The organism is Kitasatospora sp. NPDC057904 (assembly GCF_042887925.1).
GTDB lineage: Bacteria > Actinomycetota > Actinomycetes > Streptomycetales > Streptomycetaceae > Kitasatospora.
Genome location: NZ_JBHVOL010000030.1, coordinates 40,236 through 66,618, shown reverse-complemented (window position 1 = coordinate 66,618; position 26,383 = coordinate 40,236). Strand labels below are relative to the sequence as shown.

At 74.8% G+C, this 26,383-nt stretch carries 26 protein-coding genes, 1 tRNA gene and 1 riboswitch; of the genes, 20 read left to right on the top strand and 7 right to left on the bottom strand.

Going from position 1 to position 26,383, the window contains the following annotated elements:
- Nucleotides 1-172 precede the first annotated feature (172 nt).
- Nucleotides 173-246 (top strand) — tRNA-Met (locus ACFVSN_RS40280).
- 536 nt (nt 247-782) lie between these two features.
- Nucleotides 783-1,943, top strand: a complete 1,161-nt coding sequence (locus tag ACFVSN_RS40275) for a hypothetical protein (RefSeq protein ID WP_387958383.1) — start codon at nt 783-785, stop codon at nt 1,941-1,943.
- Here ACFVSN_RS40275 and ACFVSN_RS40270 read toward each other — a convergent pair.
- From ACFVSN_RS40270 to ACFVSN_RS40260, 3 genes are all read right to left on the bottom strand, one after another.
- Nucleotides 1,940-2,722: a hypothetical protein gene (locus ACFVSN_RS40270; protein WP_387958381.1), complete on the bottom strand. Its 783-nt coding sequence runs from the start codon at nt 2,720-2,722 to the stop codon at nt 1,940-1,942. The genes ACFVSN_RS40275 and ACFVSN_RS40270 overlap by 4 nt on opposite strands.
- Nucleotides 2,723-2,807: 85 nt before the next feature.
- Nucleotides 2,808-3,566 (bottom strand): sensor domain-containing protein, encoded by a 759-nt coding sequence (locus tag ACFVSN_RS40265; protein ID WP_380494047.1) that lies wholly within the window; start codon nt 3,564-3,566, stop codon nt 2,808-2,810.
- A gap of 100 nt (nt 3,567-3,666) precedes the next feature.
- Complete coding sequence (locus ACFVSN_RS40260; protein ID WP_387958379.1) at nt 3,667-4,305, bottom strand: GNAT family N-acetyltransferase; 639 nt, start codon at nt 4,303-4,305, stop codon at nt 3,667-3,669.
- 42 nt (nt 4,306-4,347) lie between these two features.
- Here ACFVSN_RS40260 and ACFVSN_RS40255 point away from each other — a divergent pair, with 42 nt between their 5' ends.
- Complete coding sequence (locus tag ACFVSN_RS40255) at nt 4,348-5,304, top strand: hypothetical protein (RefSeq protein ID WP_387958377.1); 957 nt, start codon at nt 4,348-4,350, stop codon at nt 5,302-5,304.
- Between the two features lie 57 nt (nt 5,305-5,361).
- Here ACFVSN_RS40255 and ACFVSN_RS40250 read toward each other — a convergent pair whose 3' ends face one another.
- A complete protein-coding gene (locus ACFVSN_RS40250; protein ID WP_387958375.1) occupies nt 5,362-6,195 on the bottom strand; it encodes a M23 family metallopeptidase in 834 nt (277 codons plus the stop codon).
- Between the two features lie 12 nt (nt 6,196-6,207).
- Nucleotides 6,208-6,366, bottom strand: a riboswitch (cyclic di-AMP (ydaO/yuaA leader).
- 252 nt (nt 6,367-6,618) lie between these two features.
- Here ACFVSN_RS40250 and ACFVSN_RS40245 point away from each other — a divergent pair.
- The 12 genes from ACFVSN_RS40245 to ACFVSN_RS40190 all read left to right on the top strand — a co-directional run bounded on the left by ACFVSN_RS40245 (nt 6,619) and on the right by ACFVSN_RS40190 (nt 19,823).
- A complete protein-coding gene (locus ACFVSN_RS40245) occupies nt 6,619-6,909 on the top strand; it encodes a YiaA/YiaB family inner membrane protein (RefSeq protein WP_380436885.1) in 291 nt (96 codons plus the stop codon).
- Nucleotides 6,910-7,052: 143 nt separating this feature from the next.
- The gene (locus ACFVSN_RS40240; protein ID WP_387958373.1) at nt 7,053-7,880 is read left to right on the top strand and encodes an alpha/beta fold hydrolase; all 828 of its coding nucleotides are present in this window, start codon (nt 7,053-7,055) and stop codon (nt 7,878-7,880) included.
- Nucleotides 7,881-7,918: 38 nt separating this feature from the next.
- Nucleotides 7,919-8,488, top strand: a complete 570-nt coding sequence (locus ACFVSN_RS40235) for a TetR/AcrR family transcriptional regulator (protein WP_380436881.1) — start codon at nt 7,919-7,921, stop codon at nt 8,486-8,488.
- 1,841 nt (nt 8,489-10,329) lie between these two features.
- The gene (locus ACFVSN_RS40230; protein WP_387958370.1) at nt 10,330-11,478 is read left to right on the top strand and encodes a PP2C family protein-serine/threonine phosphatase; all 1,149 of its coding nucleotides are present in this window, start codon (nt 10,330-10,332) and stop codon (nt 11,476-11,478) included.
- Between the two features lie 360 nt (nt 11,479-11,838).
- A complete protein-coding gene (locus ACFVSN_RS40225; RefSeq protein ID WP_387958368.1) occupies nt 11,839-14,049 on the top strand; it encodes a SpoIIE family protein phosphatase in 2,211 nt (736 codons plus the stop codon).
- Between the two features lie 245 nt (nt 14,050-14,294).
- On the top strand, nt 14,295-15,629 hold the full coding sequence (locus ACFVSN_RS40220; protein ID WP_380436923.1) for a sensor histidine kinase: 1,335 nt from the start codon (nt 14,295-14,297) through the stop codon (nt 15,627-15,629).
- Nucleotides 15,613-16,026 (top strand): roadblock/LC7 domain-containing protein, encoded by a 414-nt coding sequence (locus ACFVSN_RS40215; protein ID WP_363648005.1) that lies wholly within the window; start codon nt 15,613-15,615, stop codon nt 16,024-16,026. Before ACFVSN_RS40220 ends, ACFVSN_RS40215 begins: the two co-directional genes overlap by 17 nt.
- The gene (locus tag ACFVSN_RS40210; protein WP_380436874.1) at nt 16,023-16,370 is read left to right on the top strand and encodes a DUF742 domain-containing protein; all 348 of its coding nucleotides are present in this window, start codon (nt 16,023-16,025) and stop codon (nt 16,368-16,370) included. The genes ACFVSN_RS40215 and ACFVSN_RS40210 overlap by 4 nt, the downstream gene beginning before the upstream one ends.
- A 4-nt stretch (nt 16,371-16,374) precedes the next feature.
- Entirely contained in the window at nt 16,375-16,992 is a 618-nt protein-coding gene (locus ACFVSN_RS40205) for an ATP/GTP-binding protein (RefSeq protein WP_380436872.1), read from the top strand.
- Nucleotides 16,989-18,443, top strand: a complete 1,455-nt coding sequence (locus tag ACFVSN_RS40200) for a cytochrome P450 (protein ID WP_387958366.1) — start codon at nt 16,989-16,991, stop codon at nt 18,441-18,443. Before ACFVSN_RS40205 ends, ACFVSN_RS40200 begins: the two co-directional genes overlap by 4 nt.
- Nucleotides 18,407-19,522 (top strand): cytochrome P450, encoded by a 1,116-nt coding sequence (locus ACFVSN_RS40195; RefSeq protein WP_380436868.1) that lies wholly within the window; start codon nt 18,407-18,409, stop codon nt 19,520-19,522. Before ACFVSN_RS40200 ends, ACFVSN_RS40195 begins: the two co-directional genes overlap by 37 nt.
- A 43-nt stretch (nt 19,523-19,565) precedes the next feature.
- Nucleotides 19,566-19,823, top strand: coding sequence for a hypothetical protein (locus ACFVSN_RS40190; protein ID WP_387958364.1), 258 nt, complete (start codon nt 19,566-19,568; stop codon nt 19,821-19,823).
- Nucleotides 19,824-19,869: 46 nt separating this feature from the next.
- Here ACFVSN_RS40190 and ACFVSN_RS40185 read toward each other — a convergent pair whose 3' ends face one another.
- Together ACFVSN_RS40185 and ACFVSN_RS40180 are read right to left on the bottom strand one after the other, a co-directional pair.
- A complete protein-coding gene (locus ACFVSN_RS40185) occupies nt 19,870-20,679 on the bottom strand; it encodes an isocitrate lyase/phosphoenolpyruvate mutase family protein (RefSeq protein WP_387958362.1) in 810 nt (269 codons plus the stop codon).
- A gap of 11 nt (nt 20,680-20,690) precedes the next feature.
- Nucleotides 20,691-21,197, bottom strand: a complete 507-nt coding sequence (locus ACFVSN_RS40180) for a carboxymuconolactone decarboxylase family protein (protein WP_380436862.1) — start codon at nt 21,195-21,197, stop codon at nt 20,691-20,693.
- Between the two features lie 148 nt (nt 21,198-21,345).
- Here ACFVSN_RS40180 and ACFVSN_RS40175 point away from each other — a divergent pair, with 148 nt between their 5' ends.
- The 3 genes from ACFVSN_RS40175 (at nt 21,346) to ACFVSN_RS40165 (ending at nt 23,520) form a co-directional block, all read left to right on the top strand.
- Complete coding sequence (locus tag ACFVSN_RS40175) at nt 21,346-22,128, top strand: NRDE family protein (RefSeq protein WP_387958360.1); 783 nt, start codon at nt 21,346-21,348, stop codon at nt 22,126-22,128.
- Nucleotides 22,129-22,244: 116 nt separating this feature from the next.
- Entirely contained in the window at nt 22,245-22,436 is a 192-nt protein-coding gene (locus ACFVSN_RS40170; RefSeq protein ID WP_380436858.1) for a hypothetical protein, read from the top strand.
- A 163-nt stretch (nt 22,437-22,599) separates the two neighbouring features.
- Nucleotides 22,600-23,520 carry an undecaprenyl-diphosphate phosphatase gene (locus tag ACFVSN_RS40165; protein WP_380436856.1) on the top strand — a complete coding sequence of 307 codons (921 nt, stop codon included), beginning with the start codon at nt 22,600-22,602 and terminating at the stop codon, nt 23,518-23,520.
- Between the two features lie 4 nt (nt 23,521-23,524).
- Here the strand turns inward: ACFVSN_RS40165 and ACFVSN_RS40160 are convergent, their stop codons facing one another.
- The gene (locus ACFVSN_RS40160; RefSeq protein WP_380505579.1) at nt 23,525-24,214 is read right to left on the bottom strand and encodes an alpha/beta fold hydrolase; all 690 of its coding nucleotides are present in this window, start codon (nt 24,212-24,214) and stop codon (nt 23,525-23,527) included.
- 110 nt (nt 24,215-24,324) lie between these two features.
- Between ACFVSN_RS40160 and ACFVSN_RS40155 the strand changes: the two genes are divergently transcribed.
- Nucleotides 24,325-24,849, top strand: a complete 525-nt coding sequence (locus ACFVSN_RS40155) for an STM3941 family protein (RefSeq protein WP_380494018.1) — start codon at nt 24,325-24,327, stop codon at nt 24,847-24,849.
- 8 nt (nt 24,850-24,857) lie between these two features.
- Nucleotides 24,858-26,282 (top strand): PLP-dependent aminotransferase family protein, encoded by a 1,425-nt coding sequence (locus tag ACFVSN_RS40150; protein WP_387589932.1) that lies wholly within the window; start codon nt 24,858-24,860, stop codon nt 26,280-26,282.
- Nucleotides 26,283-26,383: the final 101 nt, after the last annotated feature.

The following is a 26,383-nucleotide window of genomic DNA, read 5'->3' as shown; positions in this document are numbered from 1 at the left end:
GCCGAAAGGCCCGGAGGATCCGTCCTCCGGGCCTTTCGCGTTCCCCCGGCCGTTCGCCGCCCGTCGCTCTTGGCGCCGGCCCTGTTTCCGCCCCCGTTTTCGGCCCGCATTCGGCCCGTTTTCGATCTCGTTTCCCATCGCGGCAACTTTCCCGTACTGTTGGGTTCACCGACGCGGGGTGGAGCAGCTCGGTAGCTCGCTGGGCTCATAACCCAGAGGTCGCAGGTTCAAATCCTGTCCCCGCTACTCAGTAGCCGAAAGGCCCGGAGGATCCGTCCTCCGGGCCTTTCGCGTTCCCCCGGCCGTTCGCCGCCCGTCGCTCTTGGCGCCGGCCCTGTTTCCGCCCCCGGCGCCGGCCCCGGCCCCGGCACGAGAGCGCCCGAGCGGTCGCGCGAATAATCCGTTGCCCTCCCTCCGGGGCGCTGCCTACAGTGACGGCACACTGAAAGGAGGTGATCCTGAATTGAGTTCCATCAGGATGCGTGAGGTGGCTGCTCGCTAGAGCCGCCCCTGCCTGCGCAGGGTGGAGCCCTCGGGCTCCCGGCAGGCGAAATCCACAGCAGTCACCCGGCCCGTGGGCTCACCGGTACATCCCCGGTGCCTCGGCGCCTGGCCAGTGCACGGGCCGGCGCGGAGGAGCAGCCCACGGGCCGTCTGCGTTTCTCCGTCCGTCGTCGCCGCGGCGCCCGCGCGGCACCCCCGGGGCGTGTCCGCAGTGGGACCACGACGCTAGAGTCGGCCGGGGTTCCGGAGCGGAGCGACGCGGGCACAGGGGGTACGCGATGACGAAGGCGCGGCGGCGGACCGGCACGGCGGCCCTGCGGACGGCTCAACGGGCTGCGGCCGCCGTCCTGTTCGGGACGGGCCTGCTCGGCCTGCTGCTCTTCTCGCTCGGCCGCGCCCACGCCTGGCAGGCGCTCGGCGGCGGGCTCGTGATCGCCGGGGCGTCGTCGGTCGTCGGCGGTGCGCTCGGCTTCCTGTTCGGGGTGCCGCGGGTGCGCAACGGCTCGGGCGAGCCGCAGGGCTCGTACGCGCCGAACACCAACCTGGAGCAGGTCTCGGACTGGCTGACCAAGGTGCTGCTCGGGGTCGGGCTGACCCAGCTCGGTTCGCTCGGCGAACGGCTGCACCAGCTCGGCACCGCGCTGGCGCCCGCACTGGGCGGCGAGGACGCGGCGGTGCCGTTCGCGGCGGCGCTGGTGCTGTACTTCACCGTCTTCGGCTTCCTGGCCGGCTGGCTGGTGACCCGCCTCGCGCTGCCCCAGGTGCTGACCGACGCGGACCAGGCGCTGGACCTCTTCCTGGCCGGGCAGGACCGCGACCGCCACGGCGACAAGGTCGGCGCGGACGACCTGCGGGTGCGCGCGATGCAGCAGCTCGGGGTGCTGGGCGGCAGCGCGGACCGGCCGGGCGCGCTCGCCGCGCAGCTGCCGCCGTCCGCCGGGTCACAAGCGGCCGGGCCGGACGGCGTGGTGGCCGAGGTCCGTTCGACCGCACGCCGCTCGGCGCTCACCGCCGACCAGGTGCGGGACCTGTACGCGGACGGCTCGGAGGGCCGCCGGATCCAGGCGCTCGCGCTCATGCAGGGCGATCCTGCGCTCGCCGACCTGTCGAGCGTGCTGGACGCGATCGAGCGCCCGCGCTCGGGCTTCGAGCAGTACCACGCGCTGCTGGCCGCGCGGGGCCTGCTCTCCGGGCTGCCGGGCGCGGAGGCGCAGCGGCTGCGGGACGCGGTGGCCGGGCAGTTGATGCTGCCGGACGGCATTCCGTACGGCTCGGACCGGAGTTGGCTGGCGGAGAAGATCCTGTCCCGGCTGGAAGCGATGGCCGGTCCGCAGGCCCCTGTGTCCGTACCCGCTTTCGTGCCCGCGCCCGCTTCTGTGCCTGCTTCCGTTCCTGCGGTCGTTCCGCCGCGGCAGGCGGCTCCGGGGGACGGCTCCTAGGCGGTGCGGCCGGCCTCGCGGCGGCGGCGGTCGGCGGCCCGCAACGCGAGGACGCGGCGGGTGTGACCGTCCCCGGCGCGCGGGAAGCGGCGGATCTCGCTGGCGACCCGGCGCTCCCCGAGCGCGTACCGCAGGGCGTCGAGGTGGCCGCAGGCGCGGCCGCGGCCGTCGTGCAGCGGGTGGACGAGCACCTCGCCGTCCGGGGAGGTCACCCGGACCAGCTCCACCAGGGCGTCCAACTGCCGTGCCGGAGCGAAGCGTTCGGGGTAGGCGAAGAGCAGGTAGCCGCTCAGGGTGAGGGCGAAGGTGCCGTCCGCGAACGGCAGTCGGGGCAGCGCGGCGGCCACGTACCGCTCCGGGTGGGCGGCGGCGTCGGCGACGTACAGGCGGCGGGCGCGGTCCCAGCTGCGCAGGTAGCGGTCGGGCGGGAGCAGCCGCGCGGACAGGTACAGCTCGGGGCGGGTGGTCATGGCGGCGGCCATCGCGGCCCGGGCGGCGAGCGCGTGGGCGGCGACGGCGGGCGGGGGCAGGGCGTAGGCCGGGTCGGCGGCGATCACGCGGCAGCCGAGGGCGCGGGCCTCGGCGGGGAGACCCGCGGCGCCGCCGGGGCAGTCGAGCACCGGTCCCGGCAGGGCGGCTAACCGGGCCCGGGTGAGGCCGAAGAGCGCGCAGTACTCGTCCAGGGGGCGGGAGGTGACCAGCGGGTCCGGGTCCACGGCCGGGTCCGCGGCGCGGCCCGGGTCTGCGGCCGGGTCCGTGGCTGGAGTGTCGTCGGCCACCCGGTCATCGCAACACGGGCCGGCCCCGGCCGCATCCGGAGCGTTCCGGGGCGCGGTCAGGGCCGGGAGGGGCTCGCTCGGCGGGTCAGCGGCCGCACAGGCCCTGGATCGCGGCCCGGTTGACGTTGGTCAGGCTGCGGACCAGCTGTGCGGTGAGGAAGACGATCACGATGCCGGCCACCGACACCGCGGCGATCTGCCCGGCGCCCTCGACGAAGTAGACGTGCTCGACGCCCTTACCGTCCGTGTAGTCGAACACCTTGTAGCCCCGCCACGAGGTGAAGGTCGGGAAGACCCAGTGGTAGAGCGGGTAGAGCGCCATCGTCCAGCCGACCAGCAGGAACACCAGCGTCATCGCGAAGCTGAACACCGCCCACGGGAACATGACCACCTGGTACAGCACGCCCTTCCACCCGGCCGCGTCCGCCAGCCGCGCGGTGATCGCGCCCCACGTGCCGGGACGGCTCTGGCGCACCGGCGCCGGTCCCGGCACGTCCAGGCCGAGCATGCCGCGGGCCCGGGAGCGCTCCAGCCGGCCGAAGCCGCGGGCCGCGACCGTCAGCCCGGCCAGGACGGGCAGTCCGAGGGCGGTCACGAAGGTGCCGACGCCGAACGAGAAGAGGATGACGGCGACGGCGAAGCCCACGAGCCCGACCGGCAGCCCGGTGAGGGCGTAGCCGACCTCGCGGTAGTAGTGCGCGGAGAACGGCGCCCGCCAGAACGGCGGCGGTTCCTCGGTGCGGCGGGCCCGGGCGGGGCGGCTGTCGTCGGTGCGCTCGCCGGTGCGGCCGTCGTGGCCGTCCAGGACGTCCCAGTCGCGGTCGTGTGTGGTGAAGCTGCTCATGTCCCGGCCCCTGCCCGTCTCGTTCCCCTGCTGACGGTTCCATTCTTGTGGGGCGGGGTGGTCCGGCGGCATCCGGAGGCCTGGCGGATCCGGGGTGGGGTTAACCCCCCGTACCCGCCGTTCCGCTCCCCCGCCACTCGTCGGCGAGGAGCGAGTACAGGTACGAGTCGGACCAGACACCGCCCTTGAGGACGTCGTGCCGGACCCGGCCCTCCCGCTGGAAGCCGAGCTTCCCGAGCACCCGGACGGAGGCCGCGTTGTCGACGTCCACGGAGGCGGCCAGCCGGTGCAGGCCGAGGTGGTCGAAGGCGAGGACGCACAGCAGCCGGGCGGTCTCGCTCCCGTAGCCGTGCCCCCACGCGTCCCGGCGCAGCACGTACCCGAGCTCGGCCGACCGGTACGGGCCGAGGGTGAGGGCGGCCTGGCCGATCGGCGCGGCGTCCGCCGGGTCGTCGGCTCCGGCGTCGGCTCGGGGTGCGGCGTCGGCTTCGGCTTGGGGTTCGGCATCGGCGCCGTGGAGGGTGACGGCCAGGCGGTAGGTCTCGCGTTCCTCCTCCATCGCCCCCTCCAGGTAGAGGGCGAGCTGGTCCGCGCAGGCCTCGCGGTCGCGCGGCTCGAACGGGAGGTACCGCGTGACCTCCGGGTCGCCGAAGAGCGCGTGCAGCGCGTCCAGTTCCTCCGGGGTGTGGTGGTACTCGCGGATGGCCAGCCGGGGGCCGGTGAGACGTACGGGGACCATGGCTGCCGACCCTACCCCCGACCAGCGGTTACCGTTCGAGCTATGAACGACGAAGACCTGCGGCTCGCCCCGCGCACCAGGGCCGCCGACCTGCTCGCCTGGGCGGCGGCGGAGGGCCGCACCCCGGTGGCCGAGGCGCCGCTGCGCACGGTGCTGGCGCTGCTGGAGCTGGGCGAGGGCAGGATGCGCGACGGCTGGCCCGAACTGACCTCGGACGCCGTGGAGCACCTGCTGTACGAGCGGCTCCACCTGTACGTCCAGCCCGCCCCCGACGAGGACCCGTTCGCGTACGGCGAGGCCGTCCGGCTGCTGGTCGACCACCAGCGGGCGGCGAAGCGGCTCAACGCCAAGCGGCAGGAGCGGCTGCACGCCGAGGCCGAGTGGCAGGGCGAGGTCGCGGCCGGGCTGCTGCGCCGGGCGGACCTGGTGACGTGGCCCCGGCTGTACGCGGTGCTGCTGCGCGCGCACGGGGTGGACGTCACGGACGGGGCCGCGGTGCGGGACTGGCTCGCCGGGTTCCTCGAACTGGCCGAGGAGGACCGGCTGGACGCGTTCGCCGCGCTGGCCGAGGCCGGGTGGCTGGACGAGCCGGACGAGCAGGGCTGGGGCCCGGGCCGGGTGCTGTCGGTCGGCATGGCCACGGACGGTGCGCGGCGGCTGCTGGAGCAGGGCCTGATGCGGCGCAGCTACCGCAACCTCGCCGAGCTGAACGCGCTGGGGCGCCCGATGCCGGACGAACTGGCCGGGGACTTCGGGCAGTTCGAGGACGCGGCGGTGCAGGCGGCGCTCGCGCTGTGCGGCGAGTGGACGGTGCCGGGGCTGCCGCGGCTGCTGGTCGAGGAGTTCCCCGAGCTCGCGCCGGAGCCGGGGCCGGCGGAGATCGAGGCGTACCTGGCGCAGCTGCCGCAGGCGTCGGAGCCGTCGGAATCGCCGGAGCCGTCGGAGCCGTCGGAATCGCTGGAGTCGCCGGAATCGTCGGAGCCGTCGGAACGGGACTGATGCGGAAGGCCCCGGCCGGCGACGGTCGGGGCCTTTCCCGTTTGCGTTGCGCGGCGGCTAGGGGTTCAGGCCGCGCTGCTGGAGCCAGGTCTCCGGGTCGACCGGGGCGCCGCCGCCCGGGCGGACCTCCAGGTGCAGGTGGGGGCCGGTGACGTTGCCGGTGGCGCCGACCTTGCCGATCTGCTGGCCGGAGGTCACCGTGCCGCTGCCCTTGATGATCGAGGAGAGGTGGCAGTACCAGATCTCGGTGCCGTCGGGCAGGGTCTCGACGATGCGGTAGCCGTACGCGCCGGACCAGCCGGCCGAGGTGATCGTGCCCTGGCCGACCGCGAACACGGCGGTGCCGGTGTCGGCGGCGAAGTCCAGGCCGGTGTGCAGGTGCGCCCAGTAGCGGGCGCTCTGGCCGTAGTGGGCGCTCAGGTTGTAGTCGCGCACCGGCAGCGTGAGGGCGGCGGCCTTGGCCTTCTCGGCGTCGTCGGCGGCCTTCTTCGCCTCGGCCTCCTTGGCGGCGGCCTTGGCCTGGGCCTCCTGCGCGGCCTGCACGCGGGCGCCCTCCTCGGCGGCGGTGCGCTGGCCGTCGGCCTGCTGCTGGATGCGGGCGGCGAGCGCGAGGCCGGGGTCTGCGGCGAGCGCGACCGGGGCCTCGTCCGGGGACTCGACGGCGGGCGCGGCGGCCGGGGTCGCGGAGGCGAAGCCGGTGGCGCCCAGGGTGGCGGCGACGGCGGTGACGCCGAGCAGCGGGGAGGCTCCGCGGGTCTGACGCGGCATCCGGTGGCGGTTGGCCTCGGCCTCCGGGGCCGGGAACTCGTCCCCGGCCGGACGGGGGTGGTCGAGGAGCTGGGTACCGGCGGCAGGGCCGGCGGGCTGTGCCGGGGTGTGCGTCGACGCCACGGAGGCGTGCTCCTTTCCTTCCTTCGCGCCTACCGGGTTAGCTGACGGGTTCGGAGCAGGAAGGTCTCCTACGGCCGGGCCGGGGCCCCGCCGATTCACCCCAAGGAACGTGGTTCCCCGGCTCCCTGACCTGCCCGGAGGCCGGCCGGCGGGATTAGGCGACGGCGCACGGTGCCGTCTGGGTACGGCGTTTCGACCGCGCTGCGTTATCAAACGTTAATCCTAGGGCGCCCTGATTCCAAGCCATCCGCCCGGGACGGCCGACAACCGGGCGGGTGCCTTGCGCCCTATGACTGATTTGCGGCTCTTACCCACCCCTGGCACTACTTAACGTGATTGGGCATCACCGAACGACGGCCCGACCAGGCCCGTCTGAGTACTCCTACTCATGTGCGGCGGCCGGACCGCCGCCATCCTGGCGCCATGAACGCACCGATGCAGTCACGCACCACGGCCGCGTACTACCTCCAGGCCGTGCTCTCCTTCGCCCTGTCGGGCACCGCCCTCGCCCTCGGGATCGCCTACCTGCCGGTCGGGGCCTGGACCCGGGCCTTCCTCGGGATCGGCCTGCTCTACACCGTCACCTCCTCCTTCACGCTCGCCAAGGTCATCCGGGACAAGCAGGAGACGAACGAGATCGTCACCCGGGTGGACCAGGCCCGGCTGGAGAAGCTGCTCAGCGAGCACGACCCGTTCAAGGTCGAAGGGACGTGAGGGGGCGGGGTGCCGGTCGGCGCGGACGGCCTCCTCACATCAGAGCGGGCCGATAGCTTGACGGCTAAGGCTATTAGCCTTAGCTTTATGGCTATCGGCAGCACCGCCGATGCCACCGCAGCAGCGGACCGAGGAGGCCCACCATGAACGGCACCACCACCCCGGACACCCAGTACCTCGACGTTCCCGGCGGCCGGATCGCCTTCGACGACACCCGGAAGGGCGACGGCACCCCCGTCGTCCTCCTCCCCGGGATGCTCGACAGCCGCCGCTCGTACCGGCGCCTCGTCCCGCTGCTCGCCGCCGCCGGCCACCGCGTCATCACCATGGACCTGCGCGGCTTCGGCGAGTCCTCGATCGCCTGGGACGACTACGCGCCGGGCGCCATCGCCGCCGACGTCCTCGCCCTGCTCGACCACCTCGGCATCGAGCGGGCCGTCCTGGCCGGCAGCTCCTACACCGGGGCGACCGTCGTCAAGGTCGCCGGGGACGCGCCCGAGCGGGTCGCCGGGATCGTCCTGATCGACGCCTTCATCGAGAACCTCCCGCAGAACGCCCTCATGCGCGGCGTCGTCCACGCCATGGGGACCGTCGTCATCCACTGGCCCGCGTTCTGGGGCTTCTACCACCGCAAGCTCGCCTACCCGGGCGCCAAGCCGGCCGACTTCGACGCGTACGTGGCCGGGCTCGTCGACTCGCTGCGCACCCCCGGCCGCAGGACCGCCACCCGCGGACACGTCCGCGGCGACTCCTCGCCCGTCGGCTGGACCGCCGCCGTGCGGTGCCCGGCGCTCGTCCTCATGGGCGCCAAGGACCCCGACTTCCCGAAGCCGGAGGTCGTCGCCGACCGGCAGGCCGCGGCGCTCGGCGCCCGGAAGGTGATGATCGACGGCTCGGGGCACTACCCGATGGCCGACAACCCGCAGGCCGTCGCCGGTGCCCTGCTGCCCTTCCTCACCGAGATCGCCTGAGCCTCCTCCCCCGGATCACGACACAGAGAGACCGAGCCATGCCCCGAGTCGGACTGACGCCCGAGCAGGTCGTCGACCACGCCCTCGCCCTCATCGACGACCAGGGACCGGACGGCCTCACCCTCGCCGCCGTCGCCACCCGGGCCGGCGTCGCCACCCCCTCCCTGTACAAGCACGTCAGCGGCGGCCTCACCGAACTGCGGCGGCTCATCGCCGTCCGCGTCACCGAGGAACTGGCCGCCCGACTCGCCGACTCCGCCCTCGGCCGCAGCGGGGACGACGCCGTCGCCGCCGTCCTCCGCGCCTACCACGCCTACGCGACGGCGTACCCGCACCGGTACAACGCCCTGCCGCAGGCCCCCCAGGCGGACGACGACCTCAACGCGGCGGCGGCCCGGCTGGTGGGGGTGATCGTCGCGGTCCTGCGGGAGTACGGCCTCGACGGCTCCGAAGCCATCCACGCCGCCCGCACCGTCCGCTCCCTCGCCCACGGCTTCGCGTCCCTCTCGATCGCCGGAGCCTTCCAACTCGCCGAAGACCTGACCACCACCCACGACCGCCTCATCACCACCCTGACGAGCGGCCTCCACACCTGGCCAAAGGCCTGAGGCGACACGAGAATGCGGCCGCGTCGACTTCTCACGCGGACGAGATCGAGGCCGGTCCCGATCGCGCCCCCGACGAGGCCGGCAACCTCTCGCCACGCGAGGGCGCGGCAGCAGGTTCAGGGCAGCACGAAAAGTCGGCGAGACCGACCTCCCAGGCGAGCAGGACGCGACCGCCCCCTCCCCCGCCACGCGAGGACCGCACGAAAAGTCGACAGGTTCGACATCCTGCGCGCCCTGGAACCCCGGGGGCACAACGCATGAGAAGTCGGCCGAGTCGACCTCTCGCGCGACCGACCTCGGGCCGGGCCTGATCGCGCCCCCGAGGCCGGCAACCTCTCGCGCCGGCAGTGCCGGGCCACTCGCCACGCGAGGGCGCGGCAGCAGGTTCAGGGCAGCACGAAGAGTCGGCAGGGTCGACTTCTTACGGGCCCTGGAACCCCGGGGCACAACACACGAGAAGTCGGCCGAGTCGACCTCTCGCGCGGACGAGATCGAGGCCACGGGGACGGGTGGCAGCGCGGGAAGTCGGCAGGGTCGACTTCTCATGCGGCGGGCGCAGACCCGTGGGGCACTGGGCAAGCCGCGCGGGAAGTCGCCCCGGCCGGCGCCTCGCGCACGGAGCCTGGCAGAGGCGGCAGCGCGCTGGAAGTCGAATGGGCCGACTTTTGGCGCGGTGCAATTGGCGGGGAGGCGGCGCACTCTGCGCATGGCGGCGATGAAACGGTTCTGCTCGTCCCCGGAGGCGCGTGAGAAGTCGGCGGGATCGACTTCTCGCGCAGCCCGGCGAGCAACAGGGCAAGAGGGCAAGAACGGGGCGCGCGACACGCTGAAGGAACGCTTCTGCAGGACACCGAGAGCGCGCTGAAGGTCGGCGGAGCCGACTTCTCGTGCGAGGCAGGCGTGATGGGAGAGAACGCTCCGGAGCGCGCGGGAAGTCGGCGGGATGAGGGCGGCGCGGAAGGTCGGCAGGATCGACTTCTCGCGCGGGGAGAGAGGTTGGCAAATGTGCGCGGGGCCGGGGACGGGCCGCGTTGATCCGGAGCACGCGGGAAGTCGGCGGGGGCGACCTCCTGCGCAGTGAGGCCAGCGAGCGCACGGAGAGCCTGGCGCGAGCCCTGCCGACCCGGCGTCGGCGGGATCGACTTCTCGCGGGGAGGGGGAGGTAGGTGAGGCCGCGCGGGGGCCGGGAACGGACTGCGGTGATCCGGAGAGCACAGGAAGTCGGCGGGATCGACTTCTCGCGCAGTGCGGCGAGCAGGAGGGCAAGAGAGAGCCGGGATCGGGCGCGCGGCACGGCGACGGAGCGCCTCTGCAGGACACCGAGGCCGCGCTGAAAGTCGGCGGAGCCGACTTCTCGCGTGAGCAGGCGTGGCGGGAGAGCGCGCTCCGGGGCGGTGCGGCGGCGGGATGAGGGCAACGCGGGAAGTCGGCGGGGGCGACTTCCCGTGCGGGGGAGGGAGATTGGCGAGGGCGCGAGAGGACCTGGGAGCGGGCTATGGCGGTCCGGAAGGCGCGGGAAGTCGGCGGGGGCGACTTCCCGTGCGGGGGAGGGACGTTGGCGAGGGCGCGGGACGGCCTGGGGGCGGGCTGCGGCGGTCCGGAAGGCGCGGGAAGTCGGCCGGGGGCGACTTCCCATGCGGGGGAGGAAGGTTGGCGAGGGCGCGGGAGGGCCTGGGGGCGGGCTGCGGCGGTCCGGAAGGCGCGGGAAGTCGGCAGGATCGACTTCCCGTGCGGGGGGCTCGGGGGTGGGGCGGAGGGAACGTTTCTGCTGGGGGCTAGTGTGGCGGGGCTGACTGGGGGGTCATGACCGGGGACCGCCCACCCGTTTGGTGGAGGTCCTGTTGCCCGCGCTGGTCGGGAGGGTGCGGCGGTGGTACGGGCGGCTGTTGGACGGGGACGCTCGGGCCGGGCGGGACGCGCTCGTCGTGCTGCTGGTGCTCACGGTGGTGCTCGGGCTGCTGCCGCTCGCGTTGCCGTACAGCTGGCCCCCGTCGGCGCTCGTGCTGCCGCTCGTGGTCGGCGGGCTCGTGCTGCCGCGCGGGCGGTTGCTGGTGCTCGTGTGCGCGGCCCTCGCGGGCAGTGCGCTCGGGGCCGCCCTGCAGGACCCGCACTGCGTACGGCTCGGGGTGACCCTCGTCCTCGCCGCCACCGGGGCGACGGTGCTGGTCGCGAACCGCTTCCGGCACCGGCTCGGGCTGCGCGGCACCCAGGGCGACTCCATCCTCCTGGAACTCGCCGAGCACACCAGGACCCTCGCCCGGCTCCCCGACCGCCTCCTCGACTGGCACTTCGACAGCGCCCTCGCCCCCGCCGGCGGCACCTCCTTCTCCGGGGACTTCCTCCTCTGCACCCACCGCCCCGAGGACGACCTGCTGGAGCTCCTGCTCGTGGACGTGTCCGGGAAGGGCAGCCGGGCCGCCGCGCGGTCCACGCACCTGTCGGGCGCCTTCGGGATGCTGCTGGGGCGGGTGCCGCCGGAGGCGTTCCTGCCGGCGGCCAACGACCACCTCGTCCGGATGGGTTGGGACGACCACTTCGCGACGGCGGTCCACCTCGCGCTGCGTCCGGCCACCGGCGACTACCGCCTCTTCAACGCCGGCCACCCGCCGGCCGCGTGCTTCCGCCGGGCGGACGGCGGCGGCTGGGACCTCGCCGCGCACGGCGGCCCGGCGCTGGGCCTGATCCCCGGCGCCCCCTACCCGGCGTCGACCGGGAGGCTGGCGCACGGGGACTCGCTGCTGCTGTTCAGCGACGGCCTGGTGGAGGTGCCGGGCCGGGACCTGGACGAGGGTGTGCTCCGGCTGCTGGCCGCTGCGGAGCCGGAGCTGCGGACCCACCGCACGCAGCAGGAGCTCACGCGCGGCGCGGCGGAACAGCTCGTACGGACCGTGGCACGGGATGTCGCGGACGACCGGACCCTGGTGCTGGTGCGTCGGCTGGGGCCCGCTGGTGTACCCGCCCCCGACCTCCCCGGACGCGGAAAACGCTGAAGGGAGGGGAGGGAGGGGGAACGGAGCGGAGGGGAAGCAGGGAAGGACGCGGAGGCACGAAGGCCGAAGCGGCGCACGGCGTGGGAAGTGTGGGCTGCCGGCTGCTCGGGGCGTGAGCGATCGAACAAGGCTCGCCGGGGTGCCCGTGCGCCGCTGAGCGGACGCGGGGGAGGGAGAAGCACCGCCCCTCGCGGGCAGGCGTCGTGCCGGGGGAAGGCGCGCGGGGGCGGGGGCTGCGCCGGCTCGGAGTGCGCGCGGGTCGGGTGGGGGTGGGAACCGGCGGTGGGGGTGAGGGCGTGGCAGGCAGGGTGGGGGGTCGCCGGGGGCTCGTGGGGTGGGGAAATGGGGTATGAAGAATCAATGGCTCCCGTCGAGGATGAGAACCGCGCGGTGCGCAGTGCGATGCGCTGCGTGCGGTTATTGCTGGGCTGCACGACGGCGGCCGAGATGCTGGCCACCGTCCTCGCCGACGGGCCCAGTTGGATCACCGGGGAGGGTTCCGCGCTGTACCTGCTGGACTCCGCCGGGATGCTGCGGCTGACGGCCTCGCACGGGCTGCCCGGGTGGGCGCACGAACGGTACGGGACCATCGATCCGGGCAGCGACCTGCCGGCCGCGGCGGCGCTGCGGCTGCGGCGGCCGTACCTGTTGTCGCCCGAGCACACGAGTGCCGACTACCCGAACGAGGACGCCGGACTCGGCACCGGGATGGTCGCGGTGATCACCCTGCCGATGATCGTGGACGAGCGGCCGATCGGGGTGCTGGCGCTGGCGCTGGCCCACCGGGGCACGGTGCCGCTGCGCGACCTGGACGTGCTGGAGACGATCGGCGACGCGTGCGCGCACCGGCTGGCGCACCTGCTCGATCACGCGGACGGCCGACTGCCGCAGAGCGCCCAGGCTCCGGCGGGGCCGGCCGGGGCACCGGGCCGCCCGATGCTGTCGCTCGCCGCGCGGGCCGCGCGGCACGGGGCGTTCGAGCGGGACCTGGTGACCGGCGAGACCGCGTGGGACGCCGAGGCGTTCCGGGTGACGGGCCAGCCGGTGGCGCCGGACGGCTCGGCGCCGGAGCTGGAGCGGATCGTCCACCCGGAGGACCTCCCGGACGTGCGGGCGGCGATGGCGGAGGCGCTGGCCGTCGGGGGGCCGTACCGGATCGAGTACCGGGTGCTGCGCCGGGGCGGCGGGGTGGTGCGGGTCGAGGAGTCCGGCGAGGTGATGCTGGACGTCCACGACCGGCCGGTGCGCGTCGCGGGGCTGCTCGCGGAGCACGGCGACGCGCTCGGCGGGGAACGCCCGGGGCAGCAGGAGCCGCAGGACGGACCGGCGCGGCAGGACAAGGCCGGGGCGGCGCGGACGGCGCTGCTGCTGACGCTGACCCGGGCGCTGTCGCGGGCGGTGACCGTGCGGGACGTCACCGCCGCCGTGACGGACGTGGCCCGGCCGTCGTTCGGGGCCGCGAGCATCGTGCTGGACCTGGTGGACGAGGGCCGGCTGCTGCCGGTCACGCACACGGTCTACGGGGGCGCGCGCCGCTCGGAACCGACCCGGCTGGCGGACCTGTCCGAGGACGTGATGCAGTCCTCGCTCACCCGCTCCGCCCCGCTGTTCAGCGAACCCGGGCGAGGCGCGCCCGGAGGCATGAGCGGCGGCCCGGCCGGGAGCCCGGCGGCCTGGGCGGTGCTGCCGCTGGTCGCGTCCGGACGGCAGGTGGGCTCGTGCCTGATCACCTTCGCCACCGAGCGGAACTTCGGCCGCGAGGACCGCACCCTGTACTCGGCGTTCGCCGGCATCCTGGCGCAGTCGCTGGAGCGGGCCCGGCTGTACGACACCCACCACCACCGCGCCGGCGAGCTGCAGCGCGCGATGCTGCCGCGCACGCTGCCCCGCCTGCCGGGCATCGCGAGCGCCGCCCGCTACCTGCCGAGCACCGAGGGGATGCAGATCGGCGGCGACTGGTACGACCTGTTGAAGCTGCCGGACGGCCGGATCGGTCTGGTGATCGGCGACGTGCAGGGGCACAACGCCGAGGCGACCGCGGTGATGGGCCAACTGCGCAGCGGCCTGCGGGCGTACGCGACGGACGGGCACGATCCGGCGGCCACCCTGGCGCGGACCAGCCGGCTGCTGGCCGAGCTGGACACCGAGCTGTTCGCGACCTGCCTCTACCTGACCCTGGACCCGGCGGACGGCCGGCTGACCGCGGCCCGGGCCGGCCATCCGGCGCCGGTGCGGATCGCCGGCGCGAGGGCGGTCGAGCTGGATCTGCCGGGCGGCCCGCCGCTGGGGGTGGACCCGGGGCAGCCCTACGACCTGACGACCGGCCGGCTCGCGGAGGGCGAGACGCTGCTGGTGTACACGGACGGGCTGGTGGAGGACCGCGAGGAGGACTACGACGAGTCGGTGCAGCGGATGCTGGACGGGCTGGAGCTGTGGGCCCGGCAGACCGGTCCGGGCCGGATCGGTCCGGCGTCCGCGCTGGAGCGGCTGGCGGACCTGCTGACCCTGAACGTGACGGAGCGCCGCTCCCGGCCGGACGACGTGGCCCTGCTGCTCCTGCACCGGATGTGATCCCGTCCGCAACACCGTGCACACGTTCCCCACACATCCCGGGGCGCGACTCGGCCATCCCGCACGTGTCCGAAGTGTCCGAGTAGGGAGGAACCGCGGGGGAAGTGTGGTCGCCCGACGGCCCGGTCGGGGGCGAACGAGGTTGGATTGGCGCCGAATTGACTGGATATTGACGAGATCCGGTCACTTGGCGAGATCCGTTCACACCTTCGTAGGATCATCGCCCTAGAATTCGCCGCGTGACGATGACTCAGTGGTGCGCAACGGCAGCCGGCGTGCTCGCGGCGCTCGCCCTCGTGACCGCCGCCCGCTACCACGCGGTCTCCGTCACCCACCGGCGCCGGGCCGAGCGGCTGCGCCGCGACGTCGCCCGGCTCCAGGAGCAGCTGGCCGCCGAACTCTCCCGCCGGGGCGAGGAACTGGCCGTCGTCCAGCAGGAGCAGGAGCACACCGCCTCCACCCAGCGGGCCTTCCTCAGCGTGGCCCGCCGGATCCTCGTCATGGCCCACGACCAGCAGGCCCTGCTCGACGAGATGGAGCGCACCCACGACGACCCGGCGCTGCTGGAGGGCCTGCTCAAGGCCGACCACGCGGCGGCCCAACAGGCCCGGCTGGCCCAGACCCTGGCCGTGCTCTGCGGGGCGCGGGCCGGACGGCACTGGCCCGAACCCGTCTCGCTGGAGGACGTCGTCCGCGGCGCCCAGTCGCGCATCCTGCCGTTCCAGCGGGTCGTGGTGCGCAGCCGGATCGAGACCGCCGTGGTCGGCGCCGCCGCCGAGGCGCTGATCCACGCCGTCGCGGAGCTGCTGGACAACGCGACCCGCTACTCCCCGCCCAGCACCCAGGTGTTCGTCACGCTGATGCCGGTGCACAACGGCGCCGTCATCGAGATCGACGACGGTGGCGTCGGCATGCCGGAACAGGCCGTCGCCAAGGCGGGCGCCGCGCTGGCCGGCGGCAGCACGCTGGAGGTGTCCCGGCTGGGCGAGGTGCCGCAGCTGGGCCTGGCGGCGGTGGGCCGGCTCGCCGAGCAGTACGGCTTCCGGGTCACGCTCAGCTCGGCGCCCTCCCCGTACGGGGGCGTGCGCGTGGTCGTGCTGCTGCCGAACGCGCTGCTCACCGAACCGCTTCCGCCGACCGTCCCCGGCCTCGGGCCGGACGACCGGGTGTTCGGCGCCGGCCCCTACCACTCCCCCGTGGTGGGCGGGCACCCCCTGCTGGACACCCCACCGCTCGCACCCCCCTTGGCCGCCGGGCCTCCCCCCTCCGCCGGTCTCCCCGCCGGCGGTCCCCCCTTCGCCGGTCTCCCCGCCGGCGACCCGGCCCCGCCGCCGCTGCCCCGCCGGAGCCACCGGCGCGACCGTGCCGGCACGACCGCGCAGCACGCCGCTCCCCCGCCTCCGCCGCCCGCGCCGCCGTACCGCTCGGCCCGGGACGCGCAGGCGTTCATGGCGATGTTCCAGGCCGGCACCGCCAGCGGCCGCTCGGCCGCCCGGGCCCAGGCCCACGACGACCCGTTCCGTCCCGCGTCCCCCCGACTTCCCCAGCGCTCCGGAGAGTTCCATGACCACCACCCCTGATCTCGGCTGGCTCCTCGCCGACATCGTCGCCGTGCCCGAGGTCCAGCACGCCGTCGTCGTCTCCAACGACGGCCTGGAGATCGGCCGCACCCCGGGCATCGTGCGCGAGGACGCCGAGCGGCTCGCCGCCGCCTGCTCCGGCCTGCAGTCGCTGGCGCGCGGGGTCGCGGTGGGCTTCGGCGGGCCCGCCAGCGCCACCCGGCAGATCATCATCGAGTACGGGGGCGGGTACCTGTTCATCGTCGCCGCCGGGGCCGGCGCGCACCTGGCCGTGGTAACCGGCGAGGCGGTCGACGCCGGGCTGGTCGCCTACCAGATGCAGGTCCTGGTCGAGCGGATCGGCACCCACCTCACCAGCCCGCCGCGGGTCGACCACGCGGCGGGGGGCCCGCGGTGAACGGGCCGGTCCGCCCGTACGTCATCACCGGCGGCCGCAGCCGCTCCACCCGGCCCGAGCTGGCGGTCGAGAGTCTGGTCAGCGCCTTACCGGACCTGCCCGAACTCCCCGACCACGCTCCGCTGAACCGGGAGCACCGGCGCATCCTCGGCCTCTGCCGCAGCCTGCTGTCCATCGCCGAGGTGGCGGCCCACCTGGTGCTGCCGCTCGGCGTCGTCAAGGTGCTGGTCGGCGACCTGTGGGACCTCGGCGCCGTGCAGGTGCTCCCGCCCGTCCCGCAGGCCGAACGCCTGCCCACAACACTCCTGGAAGAGGTGCTCGTTGGCCTCCGCCAACTCCGCTGAAGCCGTGCCCGCCGAAGCCGTGCCCGCCGAGGTGCCCGCCGACCCGCAGTACCTGCCGTCCTCCGTCCAAGGGGCGGTGAAGATCCTGGTCACCGGCCCGTTCGGGGTCGGCAAGACGACGCTGGTCGGCTCGCTCAGCGAGATCACCCCGCTGCGCACCGAGGAGACGATGACGGCCGCGAGCAGCGGCGTCGACGACCTCGCGGGGCGCGGCGACAAGACGACGACCACGGTCGCGCTGGACTTCGGCCGGATCACGCTCAACCCGCGGCTCGCGCTGTACCTGTTCGGCACGCCCGGGCAGCAGCGGTTCTGGCCGCTGTGGGAGGACCTGTCGCGCGGCGCGCTCGGCGCCATCGCGATGGTCGACCTGCGCCGGCCGGACGAGAGCTTCGAGGTGCTCGGCCGGCTGGAGGAGCAGCGGATCCCGTTCGCGGTGGCCGTCAACGTCTTCCCGGACACGCCGACCTACCCGGAGGAGGAGCTGCGCTCGGCGCTCGACGTGCTGCCCGAGGTGCCGATCCTCTACTGCGACGCGCGCGACCGGCGGCAGTCCTACGACCTGCTGATCGACTTCGTGGACCACCTGCACCGGACGTCCGTGCTGGAGCTCCAAGGATGAACGCGCCCGAACCGCCGACCACGTCCGGGTGCCCCGTCGGCCACGGCGGCGGCCCGCCCGCCGGCGGCCCGCTGACGCCGCTGTACGGCGCCGCCGTCGCCGAGGACCCGCACGGCCTGTACGCCCGGCTGCGCGCCCGCTACGGACCGGTCGCGCCGATCGAGCTGGAGCCGGGGGTCGAGGCCTGGCTCGTCCTCGGCTACCCCGAGCTGCTCGAACTCACCCGCAACGAGACGCTGTTCTCCAAGGACTCGCGCCGCTGGCGGGTGCCCGCCGAGGGCCGGCTGGCGGCCGACTCCCGGCTGCTGCCGATGACCGCGTGGCGCCCCACCCTGCTCAACCTGGACGGCGCCGAGCACCAGCGGCTGCGCGCCGCCGTCGCGGACACGCTCGCCCAGATCGACCACCACCAGCTGCGCGGCACCACCGAGGCCGCCGCCAACGGACTCATCGACAGCTGGGGCCCGGACGGCACCGCCGACCTGGTCGCGCAGTACGCCCGCGCGCTGCCCCTGCTGGTCTTCACCCAGCTGGTCGGCCTGCCCGCCGCGGCCGGCCCCCGGCTGATCGAGCTGATCAGCCACTTCGTCGACAGCGGCGCCGAATCGGTGCGCGCCAACGCCGAGTTCCAGGCCATCCTGGTCGACCTGGTGCGCCGCCGCCGGGCCGCCCCGAGCGCCGACCTCACCTCCTGGCTGCTCGCCCACCCGGCCGGCCTGACCGACGAGGAGGCGGTGCACCACCTGGTGGTGCTGCTGGTCGCGGGCAACGAGACCAGCATCAACTGGACCGGCAACACGCTGCGGCTGCTGCTCACCGACCGCCGCTTCCGGGCCACCCTCACCGGCGGCCGGCTCACCGTCTCCGACGCGCTGGAGGAGGTGCTCTGGCGCGACCCGCCGACGCAGAACTTCCCCGGCCGCTGGGCCACCACCGACACCGTGCTCGGCGGCCAGTACATCAGCGCCGGCGACATGCTCGTGCTCGGCCTGGCCGCCGCCAACGCCGACCCGGCCGCCCAGGGCGTCGCCGCCGCCGCGCACGGCTCGCTCGGCGGCAACCGCGCCCACCTGGCCTGGGGCGCCGGCCAGCACGTCTGCCCGGCGCAGCACCCGGCCAGGATCATCGTCGAGACCGCCGTCGAGACCCTGCTGCACCGGCTGCCGGACCTCCAGCTCGCCGTCCCGCCGGTCGAACTGGCCTGGCGTCCCTCCCCGTGGTCGCGGGCACTGCTCAGCCTGCCGGTGCTCTACAGCGCCTTCACCCCGCCCCGACCGCCCGCCCCCGAGAGGCCCGCATGGACACCGCCGACGCTCCCCGAGGAACCGGCCCCCGGCCCGTCCGACTCGACCCCTTCGGACGGGACCAGCACAGCGAGAACGCCCGGCTCAGGGACGCCGGCCCGGCGGTCCTGGTGGAGCTCCCTGGCGGGGTGGTGGTCTGGGCGATAACCCACCACGACACGCTCCAGGCGCTGCTCGCCGATCCGCGCGTCGGCAAGAACGCCCGGCTGTGGACGGACTTCCGGGAGGGCCGGCTGCCCGAGGGCTGGCCGCTGCTCAACTTCGTCACCGTGCCCGGGATGGTCACCGCCGACGGCGACGACCACCGGCGGCTGCGCGGGCTCGTCAGCCAGGCCTTCACGCCGCGCCGGATCGCCGACCTGGCGCCCGCGATCGAGGCGCGGGCCGTCGCCCTGCTCGACGCCGTCGCCGAGCTGGAGGGCCCGTTCGACCTGCGCGCGCACTTCGCGTACCCGCTGCCCATGCAGGTGATCGGCGAACTGCTCGGCCTCGCCGTCGAGCAGCAGGACGACCTGCACGAGCTGTCCGACACGCTCGTCTCCAGCTCGGCCACCCCGGCCGCCGCCGTCGCCGCGCAACGGGACCTCAACGCGCTGCTCGCGTCCGTCGTCGCGGCCAAGCGGGCCGAGCCCGGCGACGACCTGACCACCGACCTGATCGCCGCGCGCGAGGCCGGCGACGGGCTGAGCGAGGCCGAACTCGTCGGCACGCTGCTGCTGATGCTGGTCGCCGGGCACGAGACCACGCTCAACCTGATCACCAACGCCGTCCGCGCCCTGCTGGCCCACCCCGAGCAGCTGCGGCTGGTGCTGGACGGCGAGCAGCCGTGGTCGGCGGTGGTCGAGGAGACGCTGCGGTACGACTCCCCGGTCGGGCAGTTCCCGCTGCGGTACGCGATCGAGGACATCGAGGTCGGGGACGTGGTGATCCGGCGCGGGGAGGCGATGCTCGCCTCGTACGCGGCGGCCGGGCGCGACTCCGGGCACCACGAGGACGCCGACGCCTTCGACCTCACCCGCCGGCCCAACCGGCACCTGTCGCTCGGGCACGGGCCGCACTTCTGCCTCGGCTCCGGGCTGGCCCGGCTGGAGGCGGAGACGGCGCTGCGCCACCTGTTCGAGCGCTTCCCCGGCCTCGCCCTCGCGGAGGACGCGGAGGGCGCGGAGCCGGAGCCGATCGCCTCGTTCGTCAGCAACAGCGTGCGGACCCTGAGGGTGACGGTCTGAGCCGTCCGGTTACCCGAGGGCGGCCCGGGTCGTTCGGCAGGGCATGAAGAAACTCGCCACCCTGGCCGCCCTCACCATGGCGGGCCTCGCGCTCGCCGCGCCCGCCGCCTCCGCCACCAGCCAGACCGCCGCCTCCCCGGACGCCACCGGCGGTCTCACCGACGGCCTCACCGTCTCCCCCGCCGACCTCGCCATCCACACCGCCGGCCAGCTGCCGGTGGTCGGTCACACCGCCCAGGAGGTGGAGAAGATCAGGACCAACCAGATGACCCACCCCGGGCTCAGCGGGCAGATCGGCTGACCGACCCCCGTGCGGTCAGCCCGTCCGCCGTCGCCGGCAACGGCGTTCAGCCCTGGAAGAGCCCGTTGAGCTCCGGGTAGGTCAGCCCGCCGTCGAGGGCGGTGTACGTGCCGCTCGCGTACACCTCCTCGGCGGCCCGGCGGACCGCCGCGAACGCCACCTTGGCGAGGCCGGGACCGAGGCTCACCCGCGCGACGCCGAGCTTCGCCAGCTCCGGGACGGACGGCGAGCCGGGCGCGGCCAGGACGTTGAGGGGGGCGGGGACCGCCCGGACCAGCGCGGCGATCGTCTGCGGGTCCGCCACGCCGGGGGCGAAGACGCCGTCCGCACCTGCCTCGACGTAGGCCCGCAACCGGCGCACCGCCTCGTCCAGCCGGCCCTCCGGCTCACCGAGCCGGTGCAGGAAGACGTCGGTCCGCGCGTTCACGAAGAGCGGCACGCCGGCCGCGTCCGCCGCCGCCCGGGCCGCCGCGATCCGCTCGGCCGCCTCGTCGAGCGGACGGCCCTCGTCCTCCAGGTTCACGCCGACGGCGCCGGTGCCGAGCAGCGCGGTCACCGTCTCGCCGACCCCGGCGGCGGTCCGCGCGTAGCCGCTCTCCAGGTCGGCGGTGACCGGCTGCTCCACCGCGCGGACGACCAGCGCGGTCTGCGCCAGCACCAGGTCGCGGTCGGCGCCGCCGCCGTCCGGGCTGCCGAGCGTCCAGGAGACGCTCGCGCTGGCCGTCGCGACGGCCCGGGCGCCGGCGTCGGCGACCAGGCGGGCGCTCACCGCGTCCCAGGCGTTGGCGAGCACCAGCGGCTCGCCGGCGCGGTGCAACTCGTGCAGGAGCCGGGCCTTGTCCTGCTGGCTCGTCACGGCGGTTCCCCTCACTTCGCGGCCGGGCTGAGGCGCGAGGTCACGCCGATCCGGTTCCAGGCGTTGATGGTCGCGATCAGGGCGATCAGCTGGGCGAGTTCGGCCTCCTCGAAGTGGGCGGCGGCCTCGTCGTAGACGGCGTCCGGCACGTGCCCCCGGGTCAGCAGGGTGACGGACTCGGTGAGCGCCAGGGCGGCGCGCTCCTTCGCGGTGAACCACGGGGTCTCGCGCCAGGCCGGGAGCGAGATCAGGCGGTGGTCCTGCTCGCCGCCCTGCACGGCGTCGGTGGCGTGCATGTCGATGCAGAAGGCGCAGCCGTTGATCATCGAGGCGTGGACCTTGACCAGCTCGGCGAGCCGGGGGTCGAGGCCGGTCCGGGAGGCGCGGTCCACGGCGATCATCGCGGAGTAGTACTCAGGGGCGAGCCGGTGCATCGCGAGGCGCTGAGCGGGCGCGGGGACCGGCGCGTCCGCGCCCTCTGCGGTCCCGTGCGCCGCGGTCTCGTTCGTCGTCGTCATGATCACCAGCCTAGGGACGGAGTGGCCCTACCGCCTGGTGCATTCACGTGCGGCGTTCCTGGGCCACTTTCCGGGCCCCCACCACTGTTCCGATAGGCGAACTGGCGTGCGAGGATCGCTGAACAGAGCGAAACCGGGGGACAGGATCGTGTGTACGGCGTTCGTCAGCATCGAGCCGGGGTCGGCGGTGCCCGTCCTGCTCCTCTCCGTCCGGGACGAGTACCTCGGGCGCCGCTGGCTCCCGCCGGCCCACCACTGGCCGGAGCACCCGGAGCTGGTCGGCGGGCTCGACCTCGCCGCCGGCGGCACCTGGCTCGCCGCCGACCCCGGGCGGCGCACTGCCGCCTGCCTGCTCAACGGCTTCGGGCCGCTCGCCCCCGCCGAGACGCGGCTCTCCCGCGGCCGGCTGCCGCTCACCGCCGTGCGCGAGGGCGGCGTCGGCCACCTCGACCTCACCCCGTACGACCCGTTCCACCTCGTGCTGGCCGGTCCCGACGGCGCCCGGGTGGCCAGTTGGGGCGACGGGCGGCTGGTCGAGCACCACCTGCCCACCGGCCTGAGCGTCGTGCTCAACGACGGCCTGGAGGGCCGCGCCCACAGCCGGACCACCTCCGAGCGGATCCGCGCCGTGATGGCCGCCCGCGCCGCGCACTTCCGGGCCCGCTTCGAGGCCGAGCCCCGGCCCGAGCCGGACGGCGCCGGGACCGTCGAGGACGCGTGGGGCGCCTGGCTGCCGGTCGTCTCCGGGGACGGGCTCGCGCCGGACGACGACGCGGCGCTCGTCCAGCGGCGCGACTTCGGCGACGGGCGGATCTGGGGCTCGTCCTCGATCTCGCTGCTCGCCCTCGGACCGGACCGGCTGCGCTACGACTTCGGGCCGGCGCCGGTGGCCGCCGGGGAGGCGGCGTGGCGGCGGGTGGCGCTCGGCTGACCCGGGCCGGTTCGGGGGCGTCGGCGGATTCGGGGCCCGTCGGCGAACGAACGCTTGAACCTGCCGCAGCGGGAGGTTGCATCGTGGTGCCTCGTCGACCACGAGGGAGGACCACGATGAACCGCCCCCGCCCCGCGGACGTGCTGCCCGCCGCCCTGCTGGTGGCCGGCACCGCGCTCGTCGCCGCGGGCGCCGCGCTGGCGCTCAGCCACGCGGCCGAGCGCGCCGTGTCGTCCGGGGTGCTGCTCGCCGTGTGGGTGCACGTGCTGCTCACCCACGCGCCGGCCGCGCACCCGGCCGCCGCCTGAGCGGGCGCCCGAACGCCGGGTGCCCGAACGCCGGTCGCCCGGCCCGGGTTTCGGCGAGACGTCCACTCGGTGAATTTCCGGCCTCAGACCTGCCGGGCGTCTACATCCCCGTAGTAGCTTCGCCGGGGCTCCCCCTGATCAGACCTCCGAGCGAAGGTGCGCGATGTCCACCCTGACCTACCCGGAAGCGATAGGCGTCGGCCTGCTGCAGGGTGTGACGGAACTCTTCCCGGTCTCCAGCCTGGGCCACAGCATCCTGCTGCCGGCGATCATCGGCGGGAAGATCCAGCACGACCTGGACATGACCGCCGAGGGCTCCCCGTACCTCTCCGTGCTGGTCGGCCTCCACCTGGCCACCGCGCTCGCGCTGGTGGTCTTCTTCTACAAGGACTGGCTCCGGATCATCAGCGGCCTGATCAGCTCGATCCGTCACCGCCGCGTGGAGACCCGCAACGAGAAGCTGGCCTGGCTGCTCATCGTCTCCACCATCCCGGTCGGCATCGCCGGCCTCGCCTTCGAGAAGGCCCTGCGCAACGCCCTCGGCAAGCCGATCCCGGCCGCCGTCTTCCTCGCCCTCAACGGGCTCGTGCTGCTCGGCGCCGAACGCCTCAAGCGCGGCGGCACCGGCCGTCGGCGGGCCGGCCACGCCGCCCCGGTGGCCGACGAACCCGGGCTGGACCCGGCGATCGCCTCCGACCACCGGCTCGCCCGGCTCGGCTACAAGCAGGGCGTCTGGATCGGCGCCGCCCAGATCCTCGCGCTCTTCCCCGGCATCAGCCGCTCCGGCGTCACCATGAGCGCCGGCATCCTGCGCGGGCTGCACCACGAGGACGCCGCCCGGTTCTCCTTCCTGCTCGCCACGCCGGTGATCATCGCCGCCTCGGCGCTCAAGGTGCCCGAGCTGTTCAAGCCGGAGAACTCCGCCGTCCTCGGCCCGGTCGTGGCGGGCAGCATCGCCGCCTTCGTCGCCGGGTACGTGTCGGTGCGCTTCCTCACCAAGTACTTCGAGACCCGCAGCCTGACGCCGTTCGCGATCTACTGCTTCGTGGCCGGCGTCGGCAGCGCGGTCTACCTCTCGCTCTAGCGGCTCACAACTCCTGGAGGACGGCCGCGAGTTCGTGCGGCTGGGAGAACATCGGCCAGTGGCCGGTGTCCAGTTCGACCAGCCGCCACCGCTCGCCCGCCAGCAGCTCGGCGGCCCGGCCGAACGGCTCGGGCCAGTCCAGCAGGCACTTGACGTACGTCACCGGCAGCTCGGGCAACGCGTCGCCCAGCACGGCCGGTTCGGTCAGCGAGGCGCCCGGGTGCGGCGTCGAACCGGCGACGATCCGGGCGACCTGCTCGTCGGTGAGGCCCTGGCCGGCGAAGTCCCCGGCCGCGAGCGGCGGCCACCAGCCGCCGTTCCGCGCGATCGCCACCGCCACCTCCTGGCCGTTCCCGGCCACCGAGACGAACGACTCGCCGTCCCGCGGCACGTCGGCGTCCACGAACACCACCCGGGCCAGCCGCTCGCCGATCCGCTCGGCGGCCTGGCCCACCGGGATGCCCGAGTAGCTGTGCCCGACCAGGACGACGTCGCGCAGGTCGAGCCGCTCCACCTCGGCCACGATGTCCCGCACGTGGACCTCCTGCCCCGCCGGAGCCACCCCGTGCCTCTCCGCGAGCCCGGACAGCGTCAGCGGGTACGCGCCGTGCCCCGCCGCGCGCAGCTCCGCCGCCACCTCGTCCCACGCCCACGCGCCGAGCCACGCGCCTGCCACGAGTACATAGTTCGCCATGGGCGGCACGGTAGCGCGGGGATGTGACACCACGCAGGCGGAGCCCGCCGACGGACGACAGGCCCACCCGGGTCCGACCGGTCTCCGGCCGGGCGCTACCGTGACCGGCCGTGATCAACGAAAACCCGCCTCCGACCGTCTACGCGCTGTCGAGACGCAAGGCGCTCCTCCTCCTGCTCGCCTCGCTCGGCTTCACCGTCGGCGGCGCGCTGCTGCTCTGGCACCACGCCACCGTCAAGGGCCTCGTCGGCGGTGCCCTGGCCGTGCCGTTCTTCGGGTTCTGCTCCTTCGCGCTCGCCCGCCGGCTCGTCCGCAACCGGCCCGAACTGGTGCTGGACGCCGACGGCCTGGAGCACGTCCAGCTCGGCCGCATCGCCTGGAGCGAGATCGCCGCCGTGGGGATCCGCAGCATGACCGTCCGCGGCAGCACCCAGCGGATGATCGCGGTCGTGCTGCACGACCCGGCGGCCTACCTGGCCCGCGCGCCCCGGCTCGTCCGGGCGAGCGCCGGCCTCAACCGCTCCCTCGGGTACGGACCCGCGAACATCGCCGCCAACACCATCCCCGTCCCGCTCGAAGAGGTCCTCGCGGCGATGCACCGCCACCACCCGCGGCTCGGCGCCGACGCGGGATAATCCCGTCGATGAGCACTTCGTGGAGCGCGTTCGGCGGCGACCTGCACCTCGACCTCACCGGGCGGCGCGCCGCCGGGACCGGGCTGCGGGCCGCCCTGGAGGACGCGCTGCGCGAGGCCGTCCAGGACGGGCGGCTCGCCCCCGGCACCCGGCTGCCGTCCTCACGCGCGCTCGGGGAGGACCTCGGGATCGCCCGCAACACCGTCGTGGAGGCGTACGGGCAGCTCACCGGCGAGGGCTGGCTCACCTCCCGGCAGGGCTCCGGCACCACCGTCGCGGAGCGCGCGGCACCCCGGCCGCCGGCGCCCAGGGCCACCCCGCCGGTGCGGGAACGCCCGGCCGCGCGCCACGACCTGATGTCCGGCCGGCCCGACCTGTCGCTCTTCCCGCGCACCGCCTGGCTCGCCGCCGCCCGCCGGGCGCTGGCCACCGCCCCGCACGAGGTCCTCGGGTACGGCTCGCCGCTCGGGCGCCCCGAGCTGCGGGAGGCGCTGACCCACTACCTGGCGCGCGTGCGCGGGGTCCGCACCGACCCGGACCGCCTGCTGGTGTGCAGCGGCGTGACGCAGGGCCTGGGGCTGCTCTGCGCGGCCCTGCGGGACCGCGGGGCCGGCGCCCTCGCCGTCGAGGAGTACGGCCTGCCGCCGCAGCTCGCCGTCGCCCGGGCGGCCGGCCTCGCGACCGTACCGCTCCCGCTCGACGACGCGGGCGCCCGGGTGGAGCTGCTCGACGACCGGGTCGGGGGCGTCCTGCTCACCCCCGCCCACCAGTTCCCCACCGGCGCGCCGCTGGCCGCCGACCGGCGGGCGGCGGCGGTGCGGTGGGCGCGCGAGCACGACGGCTACGTCGTCGAGGACGACTACGACGGCGAGTTCCGCTACGACCGGCAGCCGCTCGGCGCGATGCAGGCGCTCGACCCCGAGCGCGTGGTGTACGCCGGGACGGCCGCCAAGAGCCTCGCCCCGGGCCTGCGGCTCGCGTGGCTCGCCCTGCCGGACGCGCTCGTCGAACCGGTGGCCCGGCTGAAGCAGCTCGCCGACATCATGTCGCCGGTGCTCGACCAGCTGACGCTCGCCGAACTGATCGCCTCCGGGACGTACGACCGGCACGTGCGGCGCTGCCGGCTGCACTACCGGCGGCGCCGCGACCGGCTCGTGGCCGCCCTCGCCGAGCACGCCCCGCACGTCCGCGTCACCGGCATCGCGGCGGGACTGCACGCGGTGCTGCGACTGCCGGCGGACGGACCGTCGGAGGCCGAGCTCCTGGCGCGGGCGGCGGCCGCCGGGGTGTCGCTCAACGGGCTCTCGTGGCACCGGGCGGACGGGGGCGTCGCGAGCGGGCCGCCGTCGCTGGTGATCGGGTACGGGACTCCTGCGGAGCACGCGTTTCCGGCTGCGCTGTCGGCGCTGTGCACGTTGCTGCGCGGCAGGTGAGTGCAGGGTGCTGCGCGGCGGCTGGGTGCGGCTCCGTGCCTTCCGTTTCGCGCAGTTCCCCGCGCCCCTTTCGGGGCCCAGGGAACGAGAGAGAGGGGATT

What these genes read in the sequence shown, in the direction of transcription:
- ACFVSN_RS40275 (WP_387958383.1), top strand. Translation starts at nt 783, where the DNA reads ATGACGAAGGCGCGGCGGCGGACCGGCACGGCGGCCCTGCGGACGGCT.
- ACFVSN_RS40265 (WP_380494047.1), bottom strand. Translation starts at nt 3,566, where the DNA reads ATGAGCAGCTTCACCACACACGACCGCGACTGGGACGTCCTGGACGGC.
- ACFVSN_RS40260 (WP_387958379.1), bottom strand. Translation starts at nt 4,305, where the DNA reads ATGGTCCCCGTACGTCTCACCGGCCCCCGGCTGGCCATCCGCGAGTAC.
- ACFVSN_RS40255 (WP_387958377.1), top strand. Translation starts at nt 4,348, where the DNA reads ATGAACGACGAAGACCTGCGGCTCGCCCCGCGCACCAGGGCCGCCGAC.
- ACFVSN_RS40245 (WP_380436885.1), top strand. Translation starts at nt 6,619, where the DNA reads ATGAACGCACCGATGCAGTCACGCACCACGGCCGCGTACTACCTCCAG.
- ACFVSN_RS40240 (WP_387958373.1), top strand. Translation starts at nt 7,053, where the DNA reads ATGAACGGCACCACCACCCCGGACACCCAGTACCTCGACGTTCCCGGC.
- ACFVSN_RS40235 (WP_380436881.1), top strand. Translation starts at nt 7,919, where the DNA reads ATGCCCCGAGTCGGACTGACGCCCGAGCAGGTCGTCGACCACGCCCTC.
- ACFVSN_RS40225 (WP_387958368.1), top strand. Translation starts at nt 11,839, where the DNA reads ATGGCTCCCGTCGAGGATGAGAACCGCGCGGTGCGCAGTGCGATGCGC.
- ACFVSN_RS40220 (WP_380436923.1), top strand. Translation starts at nt 14,295, where the DNA reads ATGACTCAGTGGTGCGCAACGGCAGCCGGCGTGCTCGCGGCGCTCGCC.
- ACFVSN_RS40215 (WP_363648005.1), top strand. Translation starts at nt 15,613, where the DNA reads ATGACCACCACCCCTGATCTCGGCTGGCTCCTCGCCGACATCGTCGCC.
- ACFVSN_RS40200 (WP_387958366.1), top strand. Translation starts at nt 16,989, where the DNA reads ATGAACGCGCCCGAACCGCCGACCACGTCCGGGTGCCCCGTCGGCCAC.
- ACFVSN_RS40190 (WP_387958364.1), top strand. Translation starts at nt 19,566, where the DNA reads ATGAAGAAACTCGCCACCCTGGCCGCCCTCACCATGGCGGGCCTCGCG.
- ACFVSN_RS40180 (WP_380436862.1), bottom strand. Translation starts at nt 21,197, where the DNA reads ATGACGACGACGAACGAGACCGCGGCGCACGGGACCGCAGAGGGCGCG.
- ACFVSN_RS40170 (WP_380436858.1), top strand. Translation starts at nt 22,245, where the DNA reads ATGAACCGCCCCCGCCCCGCGGACGTGCTGCCCGCCGCCCTGCTGGTG.
- ACFVSN_RS40165 (WP_380436856.1), top strand. Translation starts at nt 22,600, where the DNA reads ATGTCCACCCTGACCTACCCGGAAGCGATAGGCGTCGGCCTGCTGCAG.
- ACFVSN_RS40160 (WP_380505579.1), bottom strand. Translation starts at nt 24,214, where the DNA reads ATGGCGAACTATGTACTCGTGGCAGGCGCGTGGCTCGGCGCGTGGGCG.
- ACFVSN_RS40150 (WP_387589932.1), top strand. Translation starts at nt 24,858, where the DNA reads ATGAGCACTTCGTGGAGCGCGTTCGGCGGCGACCTGCACCTCGACCTC.